Raw genomic sequence first — 19,586 nt, 5'->3', positions numbered from 1 at the left:
GCTTCAACCGGCCGCACGGAAAATCCCAGCCGCACGGAACGCGCACCGGCCCCGCCCAGTCGCGGCCCCTAGACCACGTCGTATTGGTCGAAACCCATTTTAACGGATTTAGCGACGTATCGAATTAATCGTTTTCAGATTGTTAGATTGGAAAGGCTAGCAAAAATATTCTCGCGTTATTTCCGGGCTAATCACAACATTCGTTTATACAACAATTAATCTGCAATGCCTATTATCATGCGTTTATGAGAGTTAAATCTAACCATTTTTAACAACTGGGGCGATAAGTGCTACGGTTAATACATGATGAAAAGCCAAAGACAACTCATGACGGACGGTAAAGAATATCAACAATTTGATGACGAATTAATCAATCGGCGCAGAACCGTGCGCCGGGAATTAAAGCTCCTCAACCAAATTGACGATAACGACGAACGCAATCGCCGCATTCAGGACCTGCTTGCAGACTCAGGCAAGCACTTCTTCGCGGAGACCGGCATTGAATTCGACTATGGATTCAACATCCACATCGGTGAGGACTTCTACGCCAACTACCACCTCACCCTGCTGGACACCTGCCCAATTACTATCGGCGATCATTGTTACATTGGCCCAGATGTTGGTTTCTACACACCGGTCCACCCACTCTCTGCAAAGCTGCGTGATGCCGATGTTGAACTCGGCAAGCCAATCACGGTCGGTAACAGCGTCTGGATGGGCGGACACGTCACCATCTTGCCGGGCGTCACACTGGGCGATCGGGTTGTCGTTGGCGCCGGGTCGGTTGTCACCAAGTCATTCGGCAGCGACGTTGTCATTGCCGGTAACCCCGCCCGCATCATTCACCAGTTGGATGCAAATGGTGATGTAATTCAAAATTAGTAATTTACACCAAGATTTTTTTGTACCTGAATATTTGTGTAAGATAGCAAGCACCCAATGCACGCTGGACAGATATCCTAAGTGGACACATCTGATCAAGCGTGTTTTTTAATTGGTAATTGGTGATCTCGACCCTTGCCCTTGCACAAGCCAATCTAGCTAGGAGGAACTTTTTATTTTACAGAAACAGAATATTGATAAGAAAATCTTCGTCCCAACCGTGGCACTATTCTTACTAGTGTCCGCAACCCTACTTCTTGGGGGTACGGGGATTAAAGTAACGCTTAACTCACTTCTGAACGTCATTTCTGGCAAGTTAAGCTGGCTGTACCTAGGCATTTATATTATCAATTTCATTTTCTTCACGTATATTGCCTTGAGCCACTTCGGCAATATCAAACTGGGCGCAGCACAAGACAAACCAATGTATAGCAACTTCCAGTGGGGCAGCATGGTTTTTGCCACCGCGATTGATGCCAGCATCCTGATGCTCAGCATGGTCGACCCACTGCGGTACGTCCAGCAACCACTCTTCGGCGCCAAGGCCATGTCCGCGCAGAACTACCAGAACGCCCACATGCTCGGCCAGTTCGACTGGGGACCCATGGCGTGGATGATGTTCGCCTCATCCGCCGTCATCATTGCTTACATGATGTACGTCAAAAAGGTCCAGGTCACGTCCCTGAGTGATGCAATTCCAATGCTTCAGGGCCCACAAAAGAGCAAACGTGCCCTGCGCAAAGTCATCGATTTCCTCGTTGTCTTTGGCATCATGGGGGGCATTGGCTCCTCTGTCGGGATGGAAGTACCTGTCCTCGCCAAAATCATCGCGCAACTCACCGGGATTGCGGATAACCTATTATTAAAACTGGCATTATTCGGTATCCTATTCATTATTTTCGGGTTAACGATGTTCAAGGGCATCAAGGGCGGGATTGACCGTCTTAGTTCCGCCCACATCTGGACCGCGATTGGCTTCTTGCTCGTCGTCCTCCTCGTTGGACCAACGATGTACATTCTGCGGACTGAAGGTAACAGTTTGGTCCTGCTGGTTCGCCGCTTCGTCACCATGAGTACCGGCATGACGACCGGACTTGGCCACGGCCTAGATCCCGTTAAGTCTGAAACCGTCTTTTACTGGGGCTGGTGGCTCACCTACATGCCATTTATGGGGCTCTTCATCGCGCGCATTTCCAAGGGTCGCACCATTCGCCAGGTCATCTTAGGCATGCTCGGTTACGGTGCCCTCGGGTGCATGAGCTTCTACGCCATTCTGGGTGGCTACTCCCTGTACCTTCAGCAAAGTGGCATTATCAACGTCATTCACACGTTGAACACTCAGGGGCAGGCGATGGCGATTGCACAAATCCTGTCGACCTTACCGCTGAAGTTCATCATGCTGGCGGTCTACGCGATTTCTTGCTTCATTTTCCTGGCGACAACCATTTCTTCATCTGCGTACATTGTTTCATCGTTTACCAGTTTGAAGTTATCGGCAACCCAGCAGCCAAGCATCGTGAACCGCTTAGTCTGGATGCTCATCTTCATGGTCTTCTCGTTCGGGATTGTGTTCGTCGGTGGGTTCAAGACCATTCAGGCGATCTGTTCGGCGGCCGGATTCCCGCTCATCTTCGTTTCCGGTTTGATGATTATCTCAACTTGGCAATTGCTCAGCAAGGATACATCCGAACCCGTCACGGTCAACTACCTGGCAACAACGCCACTGCAAATCCGTCTTGGCGGACGCACGGTGCACAACTTAATGCATATCTAACGCGCATCTAGTAACGTGCTAGCGTGCCACAAGAAAAAGGGCTTCAAGCAGGAGTTTTCGCAATCCTGCTTGAAGCCCTTTTTTGATGGTCAATTCCACGTCAAAACCGTCGCCTGCGGGTAAGTTGTCTTAATCATCCCCAGGGCTCCTTTGGCCATGCTTCCTGCAACAATCAGTGGCGCACTCCCCGCCGGAAACAGCTTGTCAATCTGCGCGGGCATTTTCGCTGAAGCCACCATCTGCCAATCAAACTGTGGAAAGCGGGTTTGCAGCTCAGCAAATTCGGCGTCGGCCTTGCTCTTAATGGTGTGTATGCGGTAAAACACACCGGCGCCAAGGCCACTGGTGCGCATGGTGCCCACAAAATACGCCTTTTGTGCCGGCAGATTCGCCAGTTGTTCAGCGGTGTAGACATTCTCGTCTGCCATTGCGTTCACCTCCTCGGGTAAATTGCTCCGTCTTCATTGTAGCCTTAATTGATGGCTGTAAACCAAAAAATGGGACCGAACTTTGCGTCCGGTCCCATTTTGCTAATCACACACTGTTTTCATCGTTTCGCCGGTAGACCAACGAGCCGCAAGCTGCCGCTGCGCCAATCAACGTTAATGCATTGTGACCTGGTCAAAGGAGATTAATCCGTTCGGGCTTAACTGCATTCCCTGCACCTTGCCATTGGTCAGATGCGCCGCGCCCCGCTGGTAGAACGGAATCACGCCCACATCACTGGCCAGAATTTGCGTTGCCCGCTGCATATCCGTCCAGCGCTTCGTAGCACTAACGGCGTCTGCACCCTCAGCGCGGCGCACCAGCTGGTCGTACTGGGCATTGTGCCACTGACCACTGTTGTACTGGTTGCTGGCAGTGAACAAATCCAGGAAGCTACTTGGATCGGGATAATTTGCTGCCCACGCCGAGACAACCATGTCCGTTTCGTGACTGGAACTAAGTGCAATCCGCGTCTTGAACGGGACCGACCTCGTCGTGATGTCAACCTTGAACTTGCCCGTCGCGAGCTTGCTGAAGGCATTTTGCAGGTAAGCGAGCGTGTTCTTGGCGTTATCGGTATCATCCGACACAATCGTGAAATGCAGCGTCGACGTGCCCGTTGCCGTCATGCCCTTCGCGAACAACTTACGGGCAGCCGCCAGATCATACTCGGCGTACTTACCCACCTTACCCGCTGCCTCAGTGGCGAAATCCTTGCCGGCGGTGCTGCTGTACATCATTCCCGTTGGTATCACCGTTTTGGCCGGCTGCGAACCATCCCCAAGCACCTGGCGCACAAACTGCTTCCGGTTTAACGCCGCGGACAATGCCCGCCGCACGTCAAGATTGGCAAACGCCGGCACCCGTTTTTGGTTTAACTCTAGGTAAAATGTCGCGTTTTGGGGCACCACGTTGTACTCGTCACTGCTTTGCATCTGCTTGGCGGCATCACCAGTAATCGTCACGTCGTCGAGTTTGCCGTCCTGGAACAGGTTCATGGCCGTGTCCGTACTCTTGACCACCTGGTTCTTAATCTTGTCCAAGTGCACGTTCTTGGCGTTCCAGTACGCCTTGTTCTTGGTCTGCACCCAACTGGTGTCGGCACTTTGCCAGTGTTTCATCGTGAAGGGCCCGTTGAAGGTCAGCGTGGTGGCGTCATTGCCGTACTTGTCGCCATATTTTTCCACCTGCGCTTTTTCGACCGGGTAGAAGGTCTTGAGCGTGAGCAGCGGTTCAAAGTACGGAATCACGCGGTCCAGTTCCACCTTCAGCGTACGTTTGCCCTGCGCGTAGACACCGAGGCTGCTTGCCGGCTTGTTCCCGGCGATAATTGCGTCCGCATTCTTGATGCCGCTAAACAGGTACGCATACTCTGACTTGGTTGCTGGGTTAATTGCCCGGCGCCATGCATAAACGAAGTCCTGGGCCGTGACCGCCTTACCATCCGACCATTTTGCGTTTGGCCGCAACTTAAACGTGTAGGTCTTCTGCCCGTTAGTCACCTTGGCCCGGCCGGTTGCCATATCGCCGCGTAACGTCTTACCCGCATATCGGTACAATCCGGAATACACGTTTGCCATCGCTTGACTAGAAATCGCATCCGTGGCGCGGGCGGGGTCCATCGTCGAGATGAGGTCACTTTCCATGCGGGCCAGCGTTACAGCATGTTGCCCGTTGCCTTTGTGCGCACTGTGCCCGCACGCCGCCAGCAACAGCATCATCGTCGCAGCCATGCCCAAGCTAATTACGCTAAACTTTTTTGCCATTTGTCCTATCCTTTTAACCGCAGCGCCAATCCGTGCGCCGACCAACTTTTGCTCATTAAAAATCCGCCGTGCATCGTGCTACGACGGACTTTGGTATTGCTACTGCTAGAGGTTACTTCTTACCTTTACGGGCCTTTTTCAGCAGCTTTTGCTTAGCCTTCTGTTGCTTTTTCATCATGGAACGCATTGCCATCTTACCCATGCGGCCCTTAACGCCACCACCGAGCATGCCGTCAAGACCGTTCATGTTGCCCTTGCTCATCTGGTTCATCAGCTTCTTGGACATGTCGAACTGCTTAATCATGCGGTTAACTTCTTGAACCGGCCGGCCTGAACCAGCGGCAATCCGGCGCCGACGTGATGGGTTGAGCAAATCTGGGTTTGCCCGTTCCTGAGGGGTCATGGAGTAAACAACCGCGCGCATGTGGGCCAGGTCTTTCGGGTCCATGTTCATGTTCTTCAGTTGCGGGTTGTTGGCCATCCCCGGAATCATCTTCATGATGTCCTGCATTGACCCCATCTTCTCCATCTGATCCATCTGGACGAGGAAGTCGTTGAAGTCAAAGGAGTTGGACTGAATTTTTTCGGTCAGTTCCTGGGCTTGTTTCTCATCAAAATTCTTCTGGGCCTTGTCGACCAGGGTGAGGATGTCCCCCATCCCGAGAATCCGGTTGGCCATCCGGTCGGGGTAGAACACGTCAAGCGCGTCCATCTTTTCCCCCTGCCCGGTAAACTTAATTGGCTTCCCGGTGACGGCACGGATTGAGAGCGCCGCACCACCACGGGTATCCCCATCGAGCTTGGTCAGAACAATCCCGGTGATTTCGAGCTGCTCGTTGAATCCCTTGGCCACATCGACGGCGGCCTGCCCGGTCATGGCGTCAACAACCAGCAGAATTTCATCTGGGTGTGCAATTGCCTTGATGTCGGCGAGTTCCTGCATCAGCTTCTCGTCGATTTGGAGACGACCAGCCGTATCAATCAGGACGTAATCGTTGTGGTCCGCTGCGGCCTTGGCCATCCCCTGACGCACGATTTCGCGTGGATCAACGTCGGTACCCATTTCAAAGACGGGCGCCCCGACTTGCTCCCCGACAACCTGCAACTGCTTGATTGCGGCGGGACGGTAAACGTCGGCGGCAATCAGCAGTGGCCGGGCTTTTTCGGTCTCCTGCAAGTACTTGGTCAACTTACCAACCGTGGTCGTCTTCCCGGCACCCTGAAGTCCGGCCATCATGATGACGGTTGGAATCTTGGCGGATTTGTTGAGCGGAACGGCCGCGTCACCCATCGTTGCGGTGAGTTCATCATTCACAATTTTAACAATTTGCTGTCCCGGGTTGATGCCGTCAAGCACCTCAGCGCCAAGAGCCTTCGTGCGGACATTCTTGACAAAATCCTTCACGACGTCAAAGTTAACGTCGGCCTCGAGCAGGGCGAGGCGAATTTCGCGCATCGCGTCACGGACGTCACTCTCTGTGACCTTCCCCTTACGACTGAGTCCCTTAAACGCTTTTTGCAGGCGATCTGTTAATCCTTCAAATGCCAATGCTATTCCTCCTGCGGGCGCGCTCATTGCGCCCAGTTATTGTCTATTAATTACAAAATGATTTGCGGATGCCGTAAATCCTCACGCGTCGACCGTTCCCTGCACCTTACCGAGCAGGTGACGCAAATGGTCGTCCGTCGGGTAATGTTCCTTAACGTACTTCGTCAATTCATCAACTGCAGCGTTGCTCACCGTGAATTTTTCGAGCATGTGCAACTGCTGTTCGTACCCCTCAAGTGCGCTTGCGGACCGCCGGATATTATCATACACAGCCTGGCGACTTACGCCAAAATCCTCCGCAATCTCACCCAGTGAATAATCGTCACCGTAATACAGCTCGAGGTACTCCTGTTGTTTGCTAGTGAGGAGTCCACGATAAAAGGCGAAAAGATCATTCATTCGGTTAGTCTTCTCTAATTCCATATCTTCAACTCCGCGGATCCAGACGCGAACTGCCAGCGTGCTGGACCAATAGTTGTGGCGCCCTCTGCAGGCACCATTTCTGAGCGTAACTACCCATACTTATATTAGTCTACCGGTGCAAGTGGCCAGCGTCAATCAAATTACCCGTCAAAGGCAAAAATGGCGATAAGAGGCGGCGCACCCAGCGTTTGAGCCGGTTGATTGAGTTTGATTTTAGGCTGTCCGCAAACGAAAAACCAAGGCAAATGCACCGGTTCATTGAGCATCAAATTCCAGTTGAGAGTGCCAATTATGTAGCCCGCTTCTGCCCCGATTAATCGCAAAACCATCTTGTCCAGCCAGTGTGCTTTATTTCATTCACCTATACCAGCTGATTTTATGTCTTGTTTCGTTTTCTGAAACATGGTCGAGGCATCTATGTATTCTATGTAAACTCAGATTAACCAGTCCACCGCGGATGAGGCAATCAGATTATTAGCAGTACCAACAATTTCCTGATTTTTGCCCGTCGTAGCGCATTGCAGCCGTCAAATCCACTTACGACTGCGAGTTACTAAAACAAAACCACGCCTCACCAGTTTTCTGAATGAAACTTATACCCGTAAAAAAGTTATCCACATTCCAGTTTCAGACCAATGCATTCGAACCAATTCGTTTGTGTAATTAAAAGCGGTTCCACATTTTGATCTATCCATCCGCCGCCCTCATCGATTAACCCGACTCATTTCGGTCAGCAATCTCGCTTAGTCCACCAGCCGCAATCATTCTCTGATGCTACTACTCCGTGCTGCCAGAATTACAACGCCAGGCTACTCCGCAAGCCCCATATTTGTGGTTCAACCCACCGATTGCCGATATGCACATCCCGAATTTTATGTAAAAAAAATGACCGGCTCCCCAGCCGGTCCCCCATAACTTATTAAAACTATCTATTGGTACTATCTCCGGCTCCCCAGCCGGAACGTGATGCACGTCGGAATGCTTGACTAAACTTACGGTAAAAAACTAACAAACCTTGAAGCGATGGAACTAATTAACGTGCCCAGACAATCCGGTTAACGGTGTTGCTGATGCAGGTCTGTAAAACAACTTGTTCACCCTGGTTGGCGCTAACAATCTGGTTGTAAACGCTCGTGTGCGTGCCGGAAATGTAACCGGCGTCCGTAACGTTCTTAGCAGAGTAAACGTGGTAGGTGCGTGTGTTGCCGTTGCCATCAGTGACGGTAACGGGTGAACCAACGCCCAAGCTCAGCACACGGCCGAAGCTGGAAGTGTTGTGCCCGATGATGTGGGTTGACTGGCCGTCTGTAACTGACAGGCGTGTCTGCCCACCCCAGGTCTGCGCAACGTTACCTGAAGGTGCTGTGGTAACACTCATGTTCCCGCGGATAACGGTCATGCGTGCCCCCGCAAAGCTGATCGTGTTGCGAGCAACTGTTGCTGGCCGAGTAGCAGTGCGGTGAGCAACGGTATGCGTAGCCGCGCGCTTAACTGTGGTTGCGTGGCTAGTGCTGGTGCTCCGTGCTGACGTGCTACTTGAAGTTGTGTTGGCCGCAGTGCTCTTACTGCTAGTGCTTGTTGCACTTGCGACGCTGCTTGAGCTGGACTTGCTGGTCGCACTTGATGAAGTGCTGCTTGCTACTGCCTTCTTGGTGGTAGCTGCTGGCGTCTTCTTGGTGTTCTTGGCTGCCGTCTTGATGTCAGCCGCACTGTCCTTGTGCATGTTCTTCGCAATGCTATGCACCTGAACACTTACTGCTTTCGAACTGTTAGCGCCCCCGCGCTGAGAAGTCCGAACCGTGTCCGTTGTGCCATTTGCTGATGCACTCACTGCACCCTTCCCCAAGAGTGCGGCCGTGGCTGCAACAACAACGCCTGCGACAAGACGTGAATATTTAATTTTCATGATGTACTCTCCTAAACTTACGCTCCCGACGAGCATTCGAGGGATTATCGTGCTCCCCAGCACTCCCTTTGAACATCTTTAATAATACACCTAGAATTACAAAGTACAACCCCTTTTCAATTATTTTTTGTAATTTTTTCAAAATAAAAGCAGCTACAAATGCGATGATATCGGCATTTGCAGCTGCTTCTGTAGTACTATAATGAAACTCTTATCGTCATTTTATATAACACTTTGCGAGTTTACAAGACTGTTATTTAATGGTCCCTTAAACCCTAACGTAGCGGTCTTCTTACTTGCGTGCGTCCTGTCGTGAGTAGTTGGCGATATCAGCCTTAACAGCGGATACAAACATTTCTGCTGACTGGCTCCATGCCTTATCTTCACCATAATGACGAACTGATACCGTTGCGGAGTCAAGCTCGGAATCCCCAATAACCACGGTGTATGGTACTTTCTTGGTCTGGGCTTCACGAATCTTGTAACCCATCTTTTCGTTCCGGTCATCAACCTTGACCCGGATACCGGATTCAGTCAACTTGTCCTTGATCAGGTTGGTGTAGTCGAGGTGCAGCTCGTTCTTAACTGGGATCAGGACTACCTGGGTAGGTGCAAGCCAGGTTGGAAAGGCACCCTTGTACTGTTCAATGAGGTAAGCGATGAAGCGTTCCATCGTACCGACAATCCCACGGTGAATCATAACTGGCTGGTGTTCTTCACCATCGGAACCAACGTAGGTCAGGCCGAAGCGTTCTGGCAGCATGAAGTCCAGCTGAATGGTGGACATGGTCTCGTCGTTCCCAAGCGCGGTCTTGGTCTGGATGTCCAGCTTAGGACCGTAGAATGCGGCTTCACCTTCTGCTTCGTAGTAATCAAGACCAAGGTTGTCCATGGCCGCCTTGAGCATGCTCTGGCTCCGGTCCCACATTTCATCGTTAGCGTAGTACTTTTCGGTGTTTTCTGGGTCGCGGTAGGACAGACGGAAGGAGTAGTCAGTGATGTTGAAGTCTTCATAGACACTCATGATGAGCTTCAAAATCTTCTGGAATTCGTCTTGAACCTGATCCAGGGCAACGAACGTGTGCCCGTCGTTCAGGGTCATCGCCCGAACACGCTGCAGGCCGGAGAGGGCACCGGACTTTTCGTAACGGTGCATGAGGCCAAGTTCAGCAATGCGCAGTGGCAAGTCACGGTAGGAACGGATGTGGTGCTTGTAGATCTGAATGTGGCTAGGGCAGTTCATTGGCCGCAGTTCAAGCTCTTCACCTTCACCCATGTCCATTGGTGGGAACATGTCTTCACGGTAGTGCTGCCAGTGACCGGAAGTCTTGTACAGGTTCAGGTTGGCTGCAACTGGGGTGTAAACATGTTCGTAACCATCGGCAACTTCGCGGTCAACGATGTAGCGTTCAACCGTACGGCGAATGGTAGCACCGTTTGGCATCCAGTATGGCATCCCCGCGCCGACTTCAGGGTCAACGAAAAACAAATCAAGGTCACGGCCAATCACACGGTGGTCGCGTTCCTTGGCTTCTTGGCGCCGCTTTGCGTCTTCTTCGAGGTCAGCAGCCTTGAAGTAGGCCGTCCCGTAAACACGCTGCAGCATTGGGTTGGAAGACTTGCCTTCCCAGTATGCCCCAGCCACGCTCAGCAGATCAAAGTGCTTGAGTGCCTTGAGGTCTGGCAGCAGTGCGCCTTCTTCAAAATCAAAGAAATCACCAAGCTTGTGGCCCATAACGGGGTCGCCGGCTTCTTCTGCAAGTTGGCTCTTGAACTTGTCGTCAGCGTACTTAGCCTTGGCTTCGTCTGCACTGATGGATGCAAGTTCAATCTTGCCGCCCTGCTTGATGATTGCCTTCATCTTGTCCTTGATGGCGGGCAGGTCGGTAACGGCAACCTGGCCGTCATCCTTGTCCGTGTCGTAGAAGAAGCCGTCATCCGTGGAAGCACCCTGGCCAAAACGCAGGCCTGGGAACAACTGGAACAATGCGTCAGCAAGCACGAATGCTGCGGTGTGGCGCAGGACTTCGAGGGCGTCCTTGCTGCCCTCGGTGATGATTTCGATGGAACCGTCGCCCTTGATTGGCGCATACAGGTCAACCAGGTGGCCGTTGATCTTACCGGCAAGTGCCTTCTTACCAAGAGAAATGCTAATGCTGTCGGCAACATCCTTGGTGGTTACGCCCTCGTCAAAAGGCTTAACGCTGCCGTCTGGAAAAGTTAGTGAAAGTGTCATGATAAATACTTCCTTTCTAAATTTGACGCAATTGCGCCGGAATAGCTGAATAAATATGGCTGCATATCGGGGAACAAAAAAACGTCCCTGACATTGATTACTCAACGTCAGGGACGAATTACTTCGCGGTTCCACCCAGATTGGCAGACGCACGACACGTCTGTCCTCTCAATACCCGTAACCAAGGCGAGGGCCATTGCTGGCAATCTCGGGAAGTGGTGCGGTTCAGTCAATTCGTGGTTTGCAGCCAAGACCACGCTCTCTGAGGCACTGAACCTTTTGTTCCGTCTTCGATACTCGTATTAAACCACAAAGAAAAATGGAATGCAACATTCACACAATCGGAAATTTTGCCAACCATTACCGAAAGGTCGCAAAGCTACTGTTGCTCCGGCGCCGCAACATCTTCTCGCGGATTGCGCCGGTTAGGGCCTTCAATCTTAATCTCCGTCGCCAAATAATTAATCCGCTCCATGATGCGGGCCGCCTTAACCGTCTCCTCATCCCCGCGTTCCTTCCCGGCAAGGAAGTCGGCGAGCTGCGCCTTGGTCTTGTTCGACGAGAAGCAGGTCGGAAGCTGTTCCTGCATGCGGTACTGCAGAATTACCCCGAGCACCTCATCACGGAACCACGGGCTGAAACTCTCGGCACCAATATCGTCTAGCATCAGAACTGGTACCTTCTTAACCGCATCAATGCGCGCAAGCACGCCACCGTCCTTGATTGAATCCTTCATTTCCACCGCGAACGTTGGCAGGTGCATCAAGGTCGCGGCAACTCCGCGTTCGGCCAGCTCATTGGCAATCGCGCCGAGCAGGTAGGTTTTGCCCACCCCAAAACGGCCGTCCAAGTACAGCCCGGTAACAAAAGTCTTGCCCTCGTCGGTCAGGCCGAGAACAAAGTCAAAAGCCGCTTGAATTGCTTCTTCCCGGCCCCGAACCACATCGTATTTTGCAAGCCGTGCTGCCCGCACGTCCTTGGGCACATTCACCATTCTCACTAGGTGCACCCGCTCGGACTGAGCGTCGGCAATAATCTTGGCCTTACTTGGGCGGTACTCGATATCAATCAGGTGACCCGCTACCACCAGGAACGGGACGTAGCCCGGCGCAATTGAATCCGCACCGCCACTCTTGGCACGCTGGCGGATGTACTCGTACAGCTTGGCCACGCCGCGATCCGCCGCATCGGGGGCGAGCTCGTCCTTGTGTGCCTGCAGGAACTCCTGTACGCCCTGATCCGCCATGACGGTCTGCTTCATCTCGTTGAACTTACGCGTCACCCCACGGCCACGCATCATGTCTTGCAAGTGCTCGGAAAGATTGTCCATTATGCTTCTCCCTTACCGGAATTCTGGAGCCGCGCCATCCGCTCCGCAATTGCCCGTTTTGCCTCATTCGATAACGGTCCCTGTGGCGCCTTGTAATCATCTTGTGCCCAGTCTGGCACCGGCTCCTTGCGTTGCTGTCTGCCATATGCCGTGCGCTTGTGGGCCGTCTTGTTGCCGGCCGTGCGGAAGTCCCGGATTTCAGCGATTGCCTGTTCCGGTGTCTCCACCTTGTCGTTAATCCAATTATTCGCCACGGAGTTCAAATACGCGGCACTGATGCTTGGCCGGTTTTGCAGGACGTAGTAAACAAGGACGTTAAGCGTTGCCGCGCTGAAGACATTTTTGTCGAGAAGCTTTTGCACCGCGAACCGCTCGTTATCTGCCACGAACAACTTACCGTTCTTCGCCTTCTTAGTGACTTCCAAAAATTCGCGCACCGGCAGCGTTTTTGCCCGTTGCAACAGGGCTTGTTCGTCTGCCGTCAGTTTGCCCGCTGCTGGCGCGCTTGGCGTTTCTGGCTCATCCTTGGTGGCGTCCGCCACCGCCTGCTTTACGTTACCGCGCAGGCGACTAACACCGTCACGGGAATACGTCTGCTCCGCCTCACGCTTCAGCAGTGGCTCACTGATTTTGCCGGTAACCACGTCAATTGATCGCCCAATCAGTCGCGAAAGGCTGCTGGTATCCAGGCCGTAAAAGCCCGCAATCTGGGCAATTGCATGCTGATGACTAATCAGTTCGCCATCACCCAGTCCTAGGCCCCCAAGTTGCCGCTGCAGCAGGTCCCAGTCCACCTTATTCACGTCGATTTCGGCAACGGGACTCGCAACTGGTTTCGTTGCCGCCCGGACCGCAAGCACATCTTCTGGCGTACGCGTCACCTCGGTTGTGACGTGGAACACCTCGGTGAACGTCTTGCTGATGTCGTGCATGTCACTGCGGCGCACGGGCGTCACCGTGAACGCATGGCTGAGCTCAAGGAACCGCTCCGAGCCGACCGCATCGTACAGCGCGATGCTCAGCAAATCATCCGCAAAGAACTTTTCCGGCCGCAGCGGTGCGTACATTTCGTATACATAGTGCCGCTGCGTGTCGAACTGGGTGTAGGTCTTGATGAGGCCAACCGCTTCAAGGTGAATCCGGGCGTCGTACAAATCACTTAGACTGACGCCAAGCGTGCTCAGTAGGGTCGTGTGCGGCCGCCGATCCCGGGTAAACATTGGGTGCTGTTTCACCTGGGCCCACAGCGCATCGTACAGCGCCGCGGCAACCGCCCCAACCAGTGGCTGGTACAGATACACCAGGCTCTTACGGTCCAGGTCGGTCAATAATTCAGCTTGGGTGACTAAATAATCATCCTGAGCCATGAAGTTTGCAGGCATTGCCATACTGAACATCCTTTCCGCCAAATAGATACGGCCCGCCCCACAATCGGGTCGGGCCGTCCTCAGGCAATATAATTATTCCTTCTTGTCTTCTTTGTTCATCATTTCCTTCAGCTCATCCATGAACACGGACATGTCCTTGAACTGACGGTAGACACTCGCAAACCGAATGTAGGCAACATCGTCGACATCGGCCAGCAGGGTCATGACGTATTCACCAATGCTCTGGCTAGAAACCTCATTTTCGCCAATCGCACGCAACTTGGTTTCCACCGATTCAACAATTTGCTGCATCTGTTCCATGGTCACTGGACGCTTTTCTGCGGCACGAATTAGGCCCCGCAGAATCTTCTCGCGGTTGAACTCCTCACGCGTCCCATTCTTCTTGATTACAAGCAGGGGCGTTTGTTCAACACGTTCAAATGTGGTGAAGCGGTAACCGCAATTTTCGCATTCGCGCCGGCGCCGAATTGCGGCACCGCCGTCAGTTGGCCGGGAGTCAACAACGCGCGAACTATTCTTATGACAATGTGGACACTGCACGGACTAATCCCCCATACGTTTAGTTAAACCAGAAACTCGAACCGACATATTACTTCTGCGGATAATTATACCAAACTTTCGATGTGGCGTACTAGTTGCATCACCTGAACGTGCCGTAATTCTTCCGGTCCCATCGTGTTAACCGCAAAATCCGCCGCTTTCACCTTCCGCGCAAGTGGTAGCTGTGCTTCAATGCGGCGCCGCGCCTGCACCCGCGTCAGCCCGTCACGACTCATCACGCGGTCAAGCTGGAACTCCTCGTCGGCAACGGAAACGGCAATCCCATCAAAGAAGTCCTCGTATTTTTGTTCATAAAGCAGTGGCACATCTCCGACAACAATCTCAGCACCCGTTGCGACCGCCGCGGCTAGTTCCTGCGCAAATTGCTCGCGGATAACCGGTTGCATGATTGAATTCAGCTTCGCCAGCTGATCATCATGTCCAAACACAATGCTGGCCAGAGCGCCGCGGTTCAGGCCGCCATCAGCTTGAACCACCATGGGGCCAAACGTCTTTTGGATTGCCTTCATCACGTCGCTGCCGGGCTTCGTGATGGACCGGGCGATTTTGTCGGCATCCACCACGGGGTAACCCATCGCGGCAAATTCACTCGCCACCGATGACTTCCCCGTGGCAATGCCCCCGGTAACTCCTAATTTATACGTCATTGCCTAATCCCCACTTACTTTGTTTTGCTGACACTGCGGGCAAAAATGCGTGCCGCGGCCCCCAACTTTAATTTTTTCGATTGCTGTCCCGCACCGGAAGCACGGCTTACCGGTCCGGCCGTACACGTTCAGCTTGTTCTGGAAGCCGCCCTCTTTACCCACGGCGTTCACAAACGAGTGCACGGTGGTGCCGCCGAGGTCAATTGCGGTGCTGAGCTCAGCGATGATGTTGTCGTGCAGCGCCTGCACCTCGTCTTCCGTCAGGCTATCCGCGGGGCGTTCGGGGTGAATCTTACTCATCCACAGCGTCTCGTCCGCGTAGATGTTGCCCACACCGGCGACCGTCGCCTGATCCAGAATGACCGACTTGATGGCCTTTTTGTGCCGCTTGAGTGTGGCCGCAAAGTCTGCAACCAAGAATGTTGCTGGTGTTGGTTCCGGACCGATTGTTTTCAGTCCCGCCGTCTGCATTTCGGTGCCGGTGTCAACCAGCGTCATGCGCCCGAACTTCCGTGAGTCGAAGTAGCGCAGCTCGCTGCCGTCCGTGAACGTGAACCACACGTGCGTGAAGCGAGCATGCGGTTCGTCATGGTCTTCCATCAGCGCGTACTTACCTTCCATTCGCAGATGGCTAATGATGGTCTTGTTATTGCTCAAGCGCAGCAGCAGGTATTTTCCCCGCCGGTCAATAGCAATGAACCTTTCCCCCACCAGTTGGTCCTGGAAGAACTGCAACCCACCGTTCAGAATCTTTTCCCAATCCGTCCCGATGGCCGCAATTTGCTTGCCAACAATGAGGCCGGTCAAATTCCGCCGCACCGTTTCCACTTCTGGTAATTCAGGCATCTGCCACCCCACCAATCATTAAGTAATTTGTATTTAGACTACAGCAAAATCCACCTAAACGCCACTATTTTGCATCGTACCACGTATCACCGTAGTGGCTTTCAACCTTAAGCGGAACGTTCAGCTTCACCGCGGAGTCCATCACCTGGGGCACCAGCTTTGCCAGCGTCTCGGCTTCACTGCGAGGTGCTTCAAAAATCAGTTCGTCGTGCACCTGCAGCAACATCTTTGCCTGCAGGTGGTTGTCTTCAAGTGCCTTTTGCATCCGCACCATGGCCACCTTGATGATGTCCGCTGCACTGCCCTGAATCGGCGTGTTCATCGCCGTCCGCTCAGCAAAACTGCGCAGGTTGAAGTTGCGGCTGTGAATGTCACGGAGGTAACGGCGCCGGTTGAACAGCGTTTCAACGTATCCGTCCTCACGCGCCTTCGCCACCATCTTGTCCATGTACTTCTTCACGTCCGGGTACTGGTCAAAATAACCGGCGATGAACGCCTTGGCCTGACTCCGGGTGATGCCGATGTTGGCCGCGAGTCCGTAATCGGAAATCCCGTACACAATCCCGAAGTTGGTTGCCTTGGCCTGCCGCCGCATATCCGGCGTCACCTGGTCGGGTGAGTCGAGGCCAAAAATCTTCATCGCGGTGTTCGCGTGAATATCCCGGTCCTCCTTGAACGCCTCTTGCATGTTGGCATCTCCAGAAATGTGCGCCAACACCCGCAATTCAATCTGAGAGTAATCAGAACTGAAAATTACCCAGTCCGGCTTGCTTGGCACGAACGCATACCGTACCTGCTTGCCCATCCCGCGTGCCGGAATGTTCTGCATGTTGGGGTCAACCGAGCTCAGCCGGCCGGTTTGGGTCAGCGTCTGCAGGTACCGCGTGTGAATCTTGCCGTCGTCATGAACGGCCTTGGCCAGACCATTCACGTAGGTTGATTGCAGCTTGGACAACCCGCGCCAGTCCAGTATCTTCTGGATGATGGGACTGCTGGTACGCAGCTGTTCCAGGACGTCGACGCTGGTCGAATAACCCGTCTTGGTCTTCTTGATAACTGGGAGGCCCAGGTCCTCGAACAGAACCACGCCGAGCTGCTTAGGCGAATTCAGGTTGAATTCACGCCCCGCCTCCGTGTAGATTTCCTGTTTAAGCACATTCATGCTGCCGGTCCACTGTTTGCCCATTTCCTGCAGCATGTCTGTATCGAGCGTAATCCCGGCCATTTCCATGCTGGCCAAAACGGTGGAAAGTGGCAGTTCGAGGTCTGTGAACAGCTCACTTTCACCCTGCTTGGCAAGCTCAGCCAGAAGTTTTGGCCGCAACGTGAGGAGTGCGTCCGCTTTTTGCGCCAGGAAGTTGCAGAAATCGTCCTTTTCCGGCATGTGCAACTTAGCACCCTTTCCGAACACGTCAACGTCGGCCTGCAGCAGCGTGTAGTCATGGTTCCGCGCCAGGGTGCCGAGGTCCGTGCTGTTGTCATCGGGATCCAGCAGGTATGAAGCCAGCAGTGCATCAAAGTCCGGGTGCAACTCCACCCCAGCGCGGTGGCCCGCCACAATGTTACGCTTGGCGTCAAAGACGGTCAGCTGCCGCGCCGGGTCGCCAAGCCACATGCTGAATTCAAGGTCGCCAAGCAAAGTGACATCCGTGCTGACGAAGATGTTCTGGGCATCCGCCACCATAAACCCACGTAATTCCTCGGTGTGGTAATTATCACCGAGCATCGACAGCTCAAAGGCAACTGGGGCCTTGAGTTTCATGGCCGCGTCCAGATTATCTGGGGTTAGCTCGGTGTACTTAACCTGCTTGACTTCAACCGGAACGGCCCCAAGCCGCTTAAGCGCGTTCTTCATGTCTAATTCGGTGAAAAATGCGCGCAGCTTGTCAATGTCTGGTCCGGCATAATCGATATCGTCCAAGCCGATTGTAAGCGGCGCATCACAGCGGATGGTCGCGAGGTCCTTGCTCATGAACGCGTTGTCCCGGTCATTGATCAGGTTTTCCTTCATTTTGCTTGGCTTCAAATCATCCAGATGGTCGTAGAGATTCTCCACGCTACCAAACTGCTTGATGAGCTTCTGGGCAGTTTTCTCCCCCACCTTGGTCACGCCCGGATAATTGTCAGAGGTGTCACCCTGCAGGCCCTTCAAGTCGATAATTTGCTTCGGGCTTACTCCGAGTTTTTCCTCAACGTGCGCCGGCGTGTAGTATTCAATCTCCTGAACACCCTTCACGGTGACGGCCACCGTGACGTTGTCGGTGGTCAGTTGGGTCAAATCACGATCCCCGGTCACGACGGTCACCTTAGCGCCCAATTCGTCACCGGCGTGTGCGAGGGTCCCGATAATGTCGTCGGCTTCGTAATTAACCAGTTCGTAATGCTGAATCCCGTAACCATCAAGCATTTCCTTGATGAGTGGCATTTGTTCCAGCAATTCTTCCGGTGTCTTCTGGCGGCCGCCCTTGTAATTGTCGTACTTGGCCGTGCGGAATGTGGTCTTGCCCGCGTCAAAGGCCACCAGAATTTTGTCCGGTGTCTCACGCTTCAGCAGTGTTGCCAGCATGTTATCAAAGCCAAAAATTGCATTCGTGTGAACGCCTGCGTGATTCGTAAAACTGTCGAGTGCCGTGTACGTCGCGTAAAAAGCACGAAAAGCAACTGAGTTTCCGTCAATCAATAAAATCTTTGTATCCACGTGTCCTCCGCTGGTTGAACTAACCCCTAATCCGGAATTTTAGTTCAGCTTGTCATTAGTCTTCTAGAGAACATTTTACCATAATCTGACTGGTGCCAGGCATTTACCGCGGCACGACAAAAACGACCGCCGCGGGGTTACCGTGACGGTCGTTGCGTTTAATATTTAATTGTTGTCGCTGCCAACTCCGAAGATCTGGAGAATGGTGATGAACAGGTTCAAAAAGTCCAGGTAGAGCATCACTGCACCCTGGATGGCCAATGAACTAACCGCCACGTCACCCTGAGCCTCTGCGGAAGCGTAGAAGTTACGCAGACGCTGAGAATCGTAAGCAACAAGGACGATGAACACCCCAAGGATAATGTAGTTAAGCACCATGGCAAAACCGGCAGAACCCATGAAGATGTTCACAAAACTCATGAGGATAGCCCCGTAGAGCAACATGGTGGCAATCCCGCCAGCACGGCTGATGTCCTTCTTCCCGTAGACACCAACGAGGGCCATCGTGCCAAAGATAACCGCGGTCACGAGCAGTGCAGCCACAACGGTCGTTCCCTTAAACCACCACATGACGGATGCAAGCATGAAGCCTTCACTCGCTGCGAGACCAATGAACATGACCATTGCCCGTCCAGGATTTGCAAGTGCCTTGCGACTCGAACCCATCAGCAAAAAGGCAAATGGCAACAAGGTAAAGACAAACCGCAGTAGCGCGTTCGACTGTAAAATCGCGAAGTACTGCGCCTGGAACACGTAACCTAGTACGTAGGTAACTGCGGCGGTCACTAGGATCCCAATACCCATCGTTCCATAAACTTTACCGAAAAACTGAGCAACTCCCGTTTCATTAACGGCACGGCGTTCTTGCATGTAACCATTCCTTTCAGTTGAAAAACCAATCTTATTAATAAGCAAGTATAGCTACTTGAGCGATAATAGTCCACCGTCTAAAGTCCTATTTAGGAAATCTGTAACGACGTCCGGCAGCGGAAGCTCTTGGTGAAGGTCCAGTTACGCAGTGGTCTAGGGGCCGCGACTGGGCGGGGCCGGTGCGCGTTCCGTGCGGCTGGGATTTTCCGTGCGGCCGGTTGAAG

The 19,586-nt window shown here is 53.1% G+C and carries 16 protein-coding genes; 2 read left to right on the top strand and 14 right to left on the bottom strand.

The genetic code is table 11. The features are described 5' to 3' along the window. The first annotated feature begins 303 nt into the window (after positions 1–303). Positions 304–882: a sugar O-acetyltransferase gene (locus tag EKN00_RS10225; protein ID WP_127850143.1), complete on the top strand. Its 579-nt coding sequence runs from the start codon at positions 304–306 to the stop codon at positions 880–882. Positions 883–1,087: 205 nt separating this feature from the next. Further along, complete coding sequence (locus EKN00_RS10220; protein ID WP_127850142.1) at positions 1,088–2,656, top strand: BCCT family transporter; 1,569 nt, start codon at positions 1,088–1,090, stop codon at positions 2,654–2,656. An 89-nt stretch (positions 2,657–2,745) separates the two neighbouring features. Here EKN00_RS10220 and EKN00_RS10215 read toward each other — a convergent pair whose 3' ends face one another. From EKN00_RS10215 to EKN00_RS10155, 14 genes are all read right to left on the bottom strand, one after another. Beyond that, positions 2,746–3,084: a hypothetical protein gene (locus tag EKN00_RS10215; protein WP_127850141.1), complete on the bottom strand. Its 339-nt coding sequence runs from the start codon at positions 3,082–3,084 to the stop codon at positions 2,746–2,748. A 174-nt stretch (positions 3,085–3,258) separates the two neighbouring features. Beyond that, positions 3,259–4,908, bottom strand: coding sequence for a peptide ABC transporter substrate-binding protein (locus EKN00_RS10210; RefSeq protein WP_127850140.1), 1,650 nt, complete (start codon positions 4,906–4,908; stop codon positions 3,259–3,261). A gap of 112 nt (positions 4,909–5,020) precedes the next feature. After that, positions 5,021–6,457, bottom strand: coding sequence for a signal recognition particle protein (gene ffh / locus EKN00_RS10205; RefSeq protein ID WP_127850139.1), 1,437 nt, complete (start codon positions 6,455–6,457; stop codon positions 5,021–5,023). 81 nt (positions 6,458–6,538) lie between these two features. Beyond that, complete coding sequence (locus tag EKN00_RS10200; protein WP_127850138.1) at positions 6,539–6,880, bottom strand: putative DNA-binding protein; 342 nt, start codon at positions 6,878–6,880, stop codon at positions 6,539–6,541. A 140-nt stretch (positions 6,881–7,020) separates the two neighbouring features. Beyond that, a complete protein-coding gene (locus tag EKN00_RS10915; RefSeq protein WP_164848112.1) occupies positions 7,021–7,203 on the bottom strand; it encodes a hypothetical protein in 183 nt (60 codons plus the stop codon). Between the two features lie 710 nt (positions 7,204–7,913). After that, complete coding sequence (locus EKN00_RS10195) at positions 7,914–8,786, bottom strand: sortase domain-containing protein (RefSeq protein ID WP_164848111.1); 873 nt, start codon at positions 8,784–8,786, stop codon at positions 7,914–7,916. A 292-nt stretch (positions 8,787–9,078) separates the two neighbouring features. Next, positions 9,079–11,022, bottom strand: a complete 1,944-nt coding sequence (gene thrS, locus EKN00_RS10190) for a threonine--tRNA ligase (RefSeq protein WP_127850136.1) — start codon at positions 11,020–11,022, stop codon at positions 9,079–9,081. A gap of 379 nt (positions 11,023–11,401) precedes the next feature. Then, positions 11,402–12,352, bottom strand: coding sequence for a primosomal protein DnaI (gene dnaI / locus EKN00_RS10185; RefSeq protein ID WP_127850135.1), 951 nt, complete (start codon positions 12,350–12,352; stop codon positions 11,402–11,404). Then, positions 12,352–13,740: a replication initiation and membrane attachment family protein gene (locus EKN00_RS10180; RefSeq protein ID WP_164848110.1), complete on the bottom strand. Its 1,389-nt coding sequence runs from the start codon at positions 13,738–13,740 to the stop codon at positions 12,352–12,354. The genes dnaI and EKN00_RS10180 overlap by 1 nt, the downstream gene beginning before the upstream one ends. Before the next feature lie 72 nt (positions 13,741–13,812). Continuing rightward, positions 13,813–14,280, bottom strand: coding sequence for a transcriptional regulator NrdR (gene nrdR, locus EKN00_RS10175; RefSeq protein WP_127850133.1), 468 nt, complete (start codon positions 14,278–14,280; stop codon positions 13,813–13,815). A gap of 65 nt (positions 14,281–14,345) precedes the next feature. After that, positions 14,346–14,948 (bottom strand): dephospho-CoA kinase, encoded by a 603-nt coding sequence (coaE, locus tag EKN00_RS10170; RefSeq protein WP_127850132.1) that lies wholly within the window; start codon positions 14,946–14,948, stop codon positions 14,346–14,348. A gap of 3 nt (positions 14,949–14,951) precedes the next feature. Beyond that, the gene (gene mutM, locus EKN00_RS10165; protein ID WP_127850131.1) at positions 14,952–15,794 is read right to left on the bottom strand and encodes a DNA-formamidopyrimidine glycosylase; all 843 of its coding nucleotides are present in this window, start codon (positions 15,792–15,794) and stop codon (positions 14,952–14,954) included. A 64-nt stretch (positions 15,795–15,858) separates the two neighbouring features. Continuing rightward, on the bottom strand, positions 15,859–18,492 hold the full coding sequence (polA, locus tag EKN00_RS10160; RefSeq protein ID WP_127850130.1) for a DNA polymerase I: 2,634 nt from the start codon (positions 18,490–18,492) through the stop codon (positions 15,859–15,861). A 165-nt stretch (positions 18,493–18,657) separates the two neighbouring features. Next, entirely contained in the window at positions 18,658–19,362 is a 705-nt protein-coding gene (locus EKN00_RS10155) for a Bax inhibitor-1/YccA family protein (RefSeq protein ID WP_127850129.1), read from the bottom strand. Positions 19,363–19,586: the final 224 nt, after the last annotated feature.

Origin of the sequence: Lacticaseibacillus hulanensis (assembly GCF_004010095.1) — a bacterium.
Lineage (GTDB): Bacteria > Bacillota > Bacilli > Lactobacillales > Lactobacillaceae > Lacticaseibacillus > Lacticaseibacillus hulanensis.
This window is presented reverse-complemented; position numbering and strand designations above follow the sequence as displayed.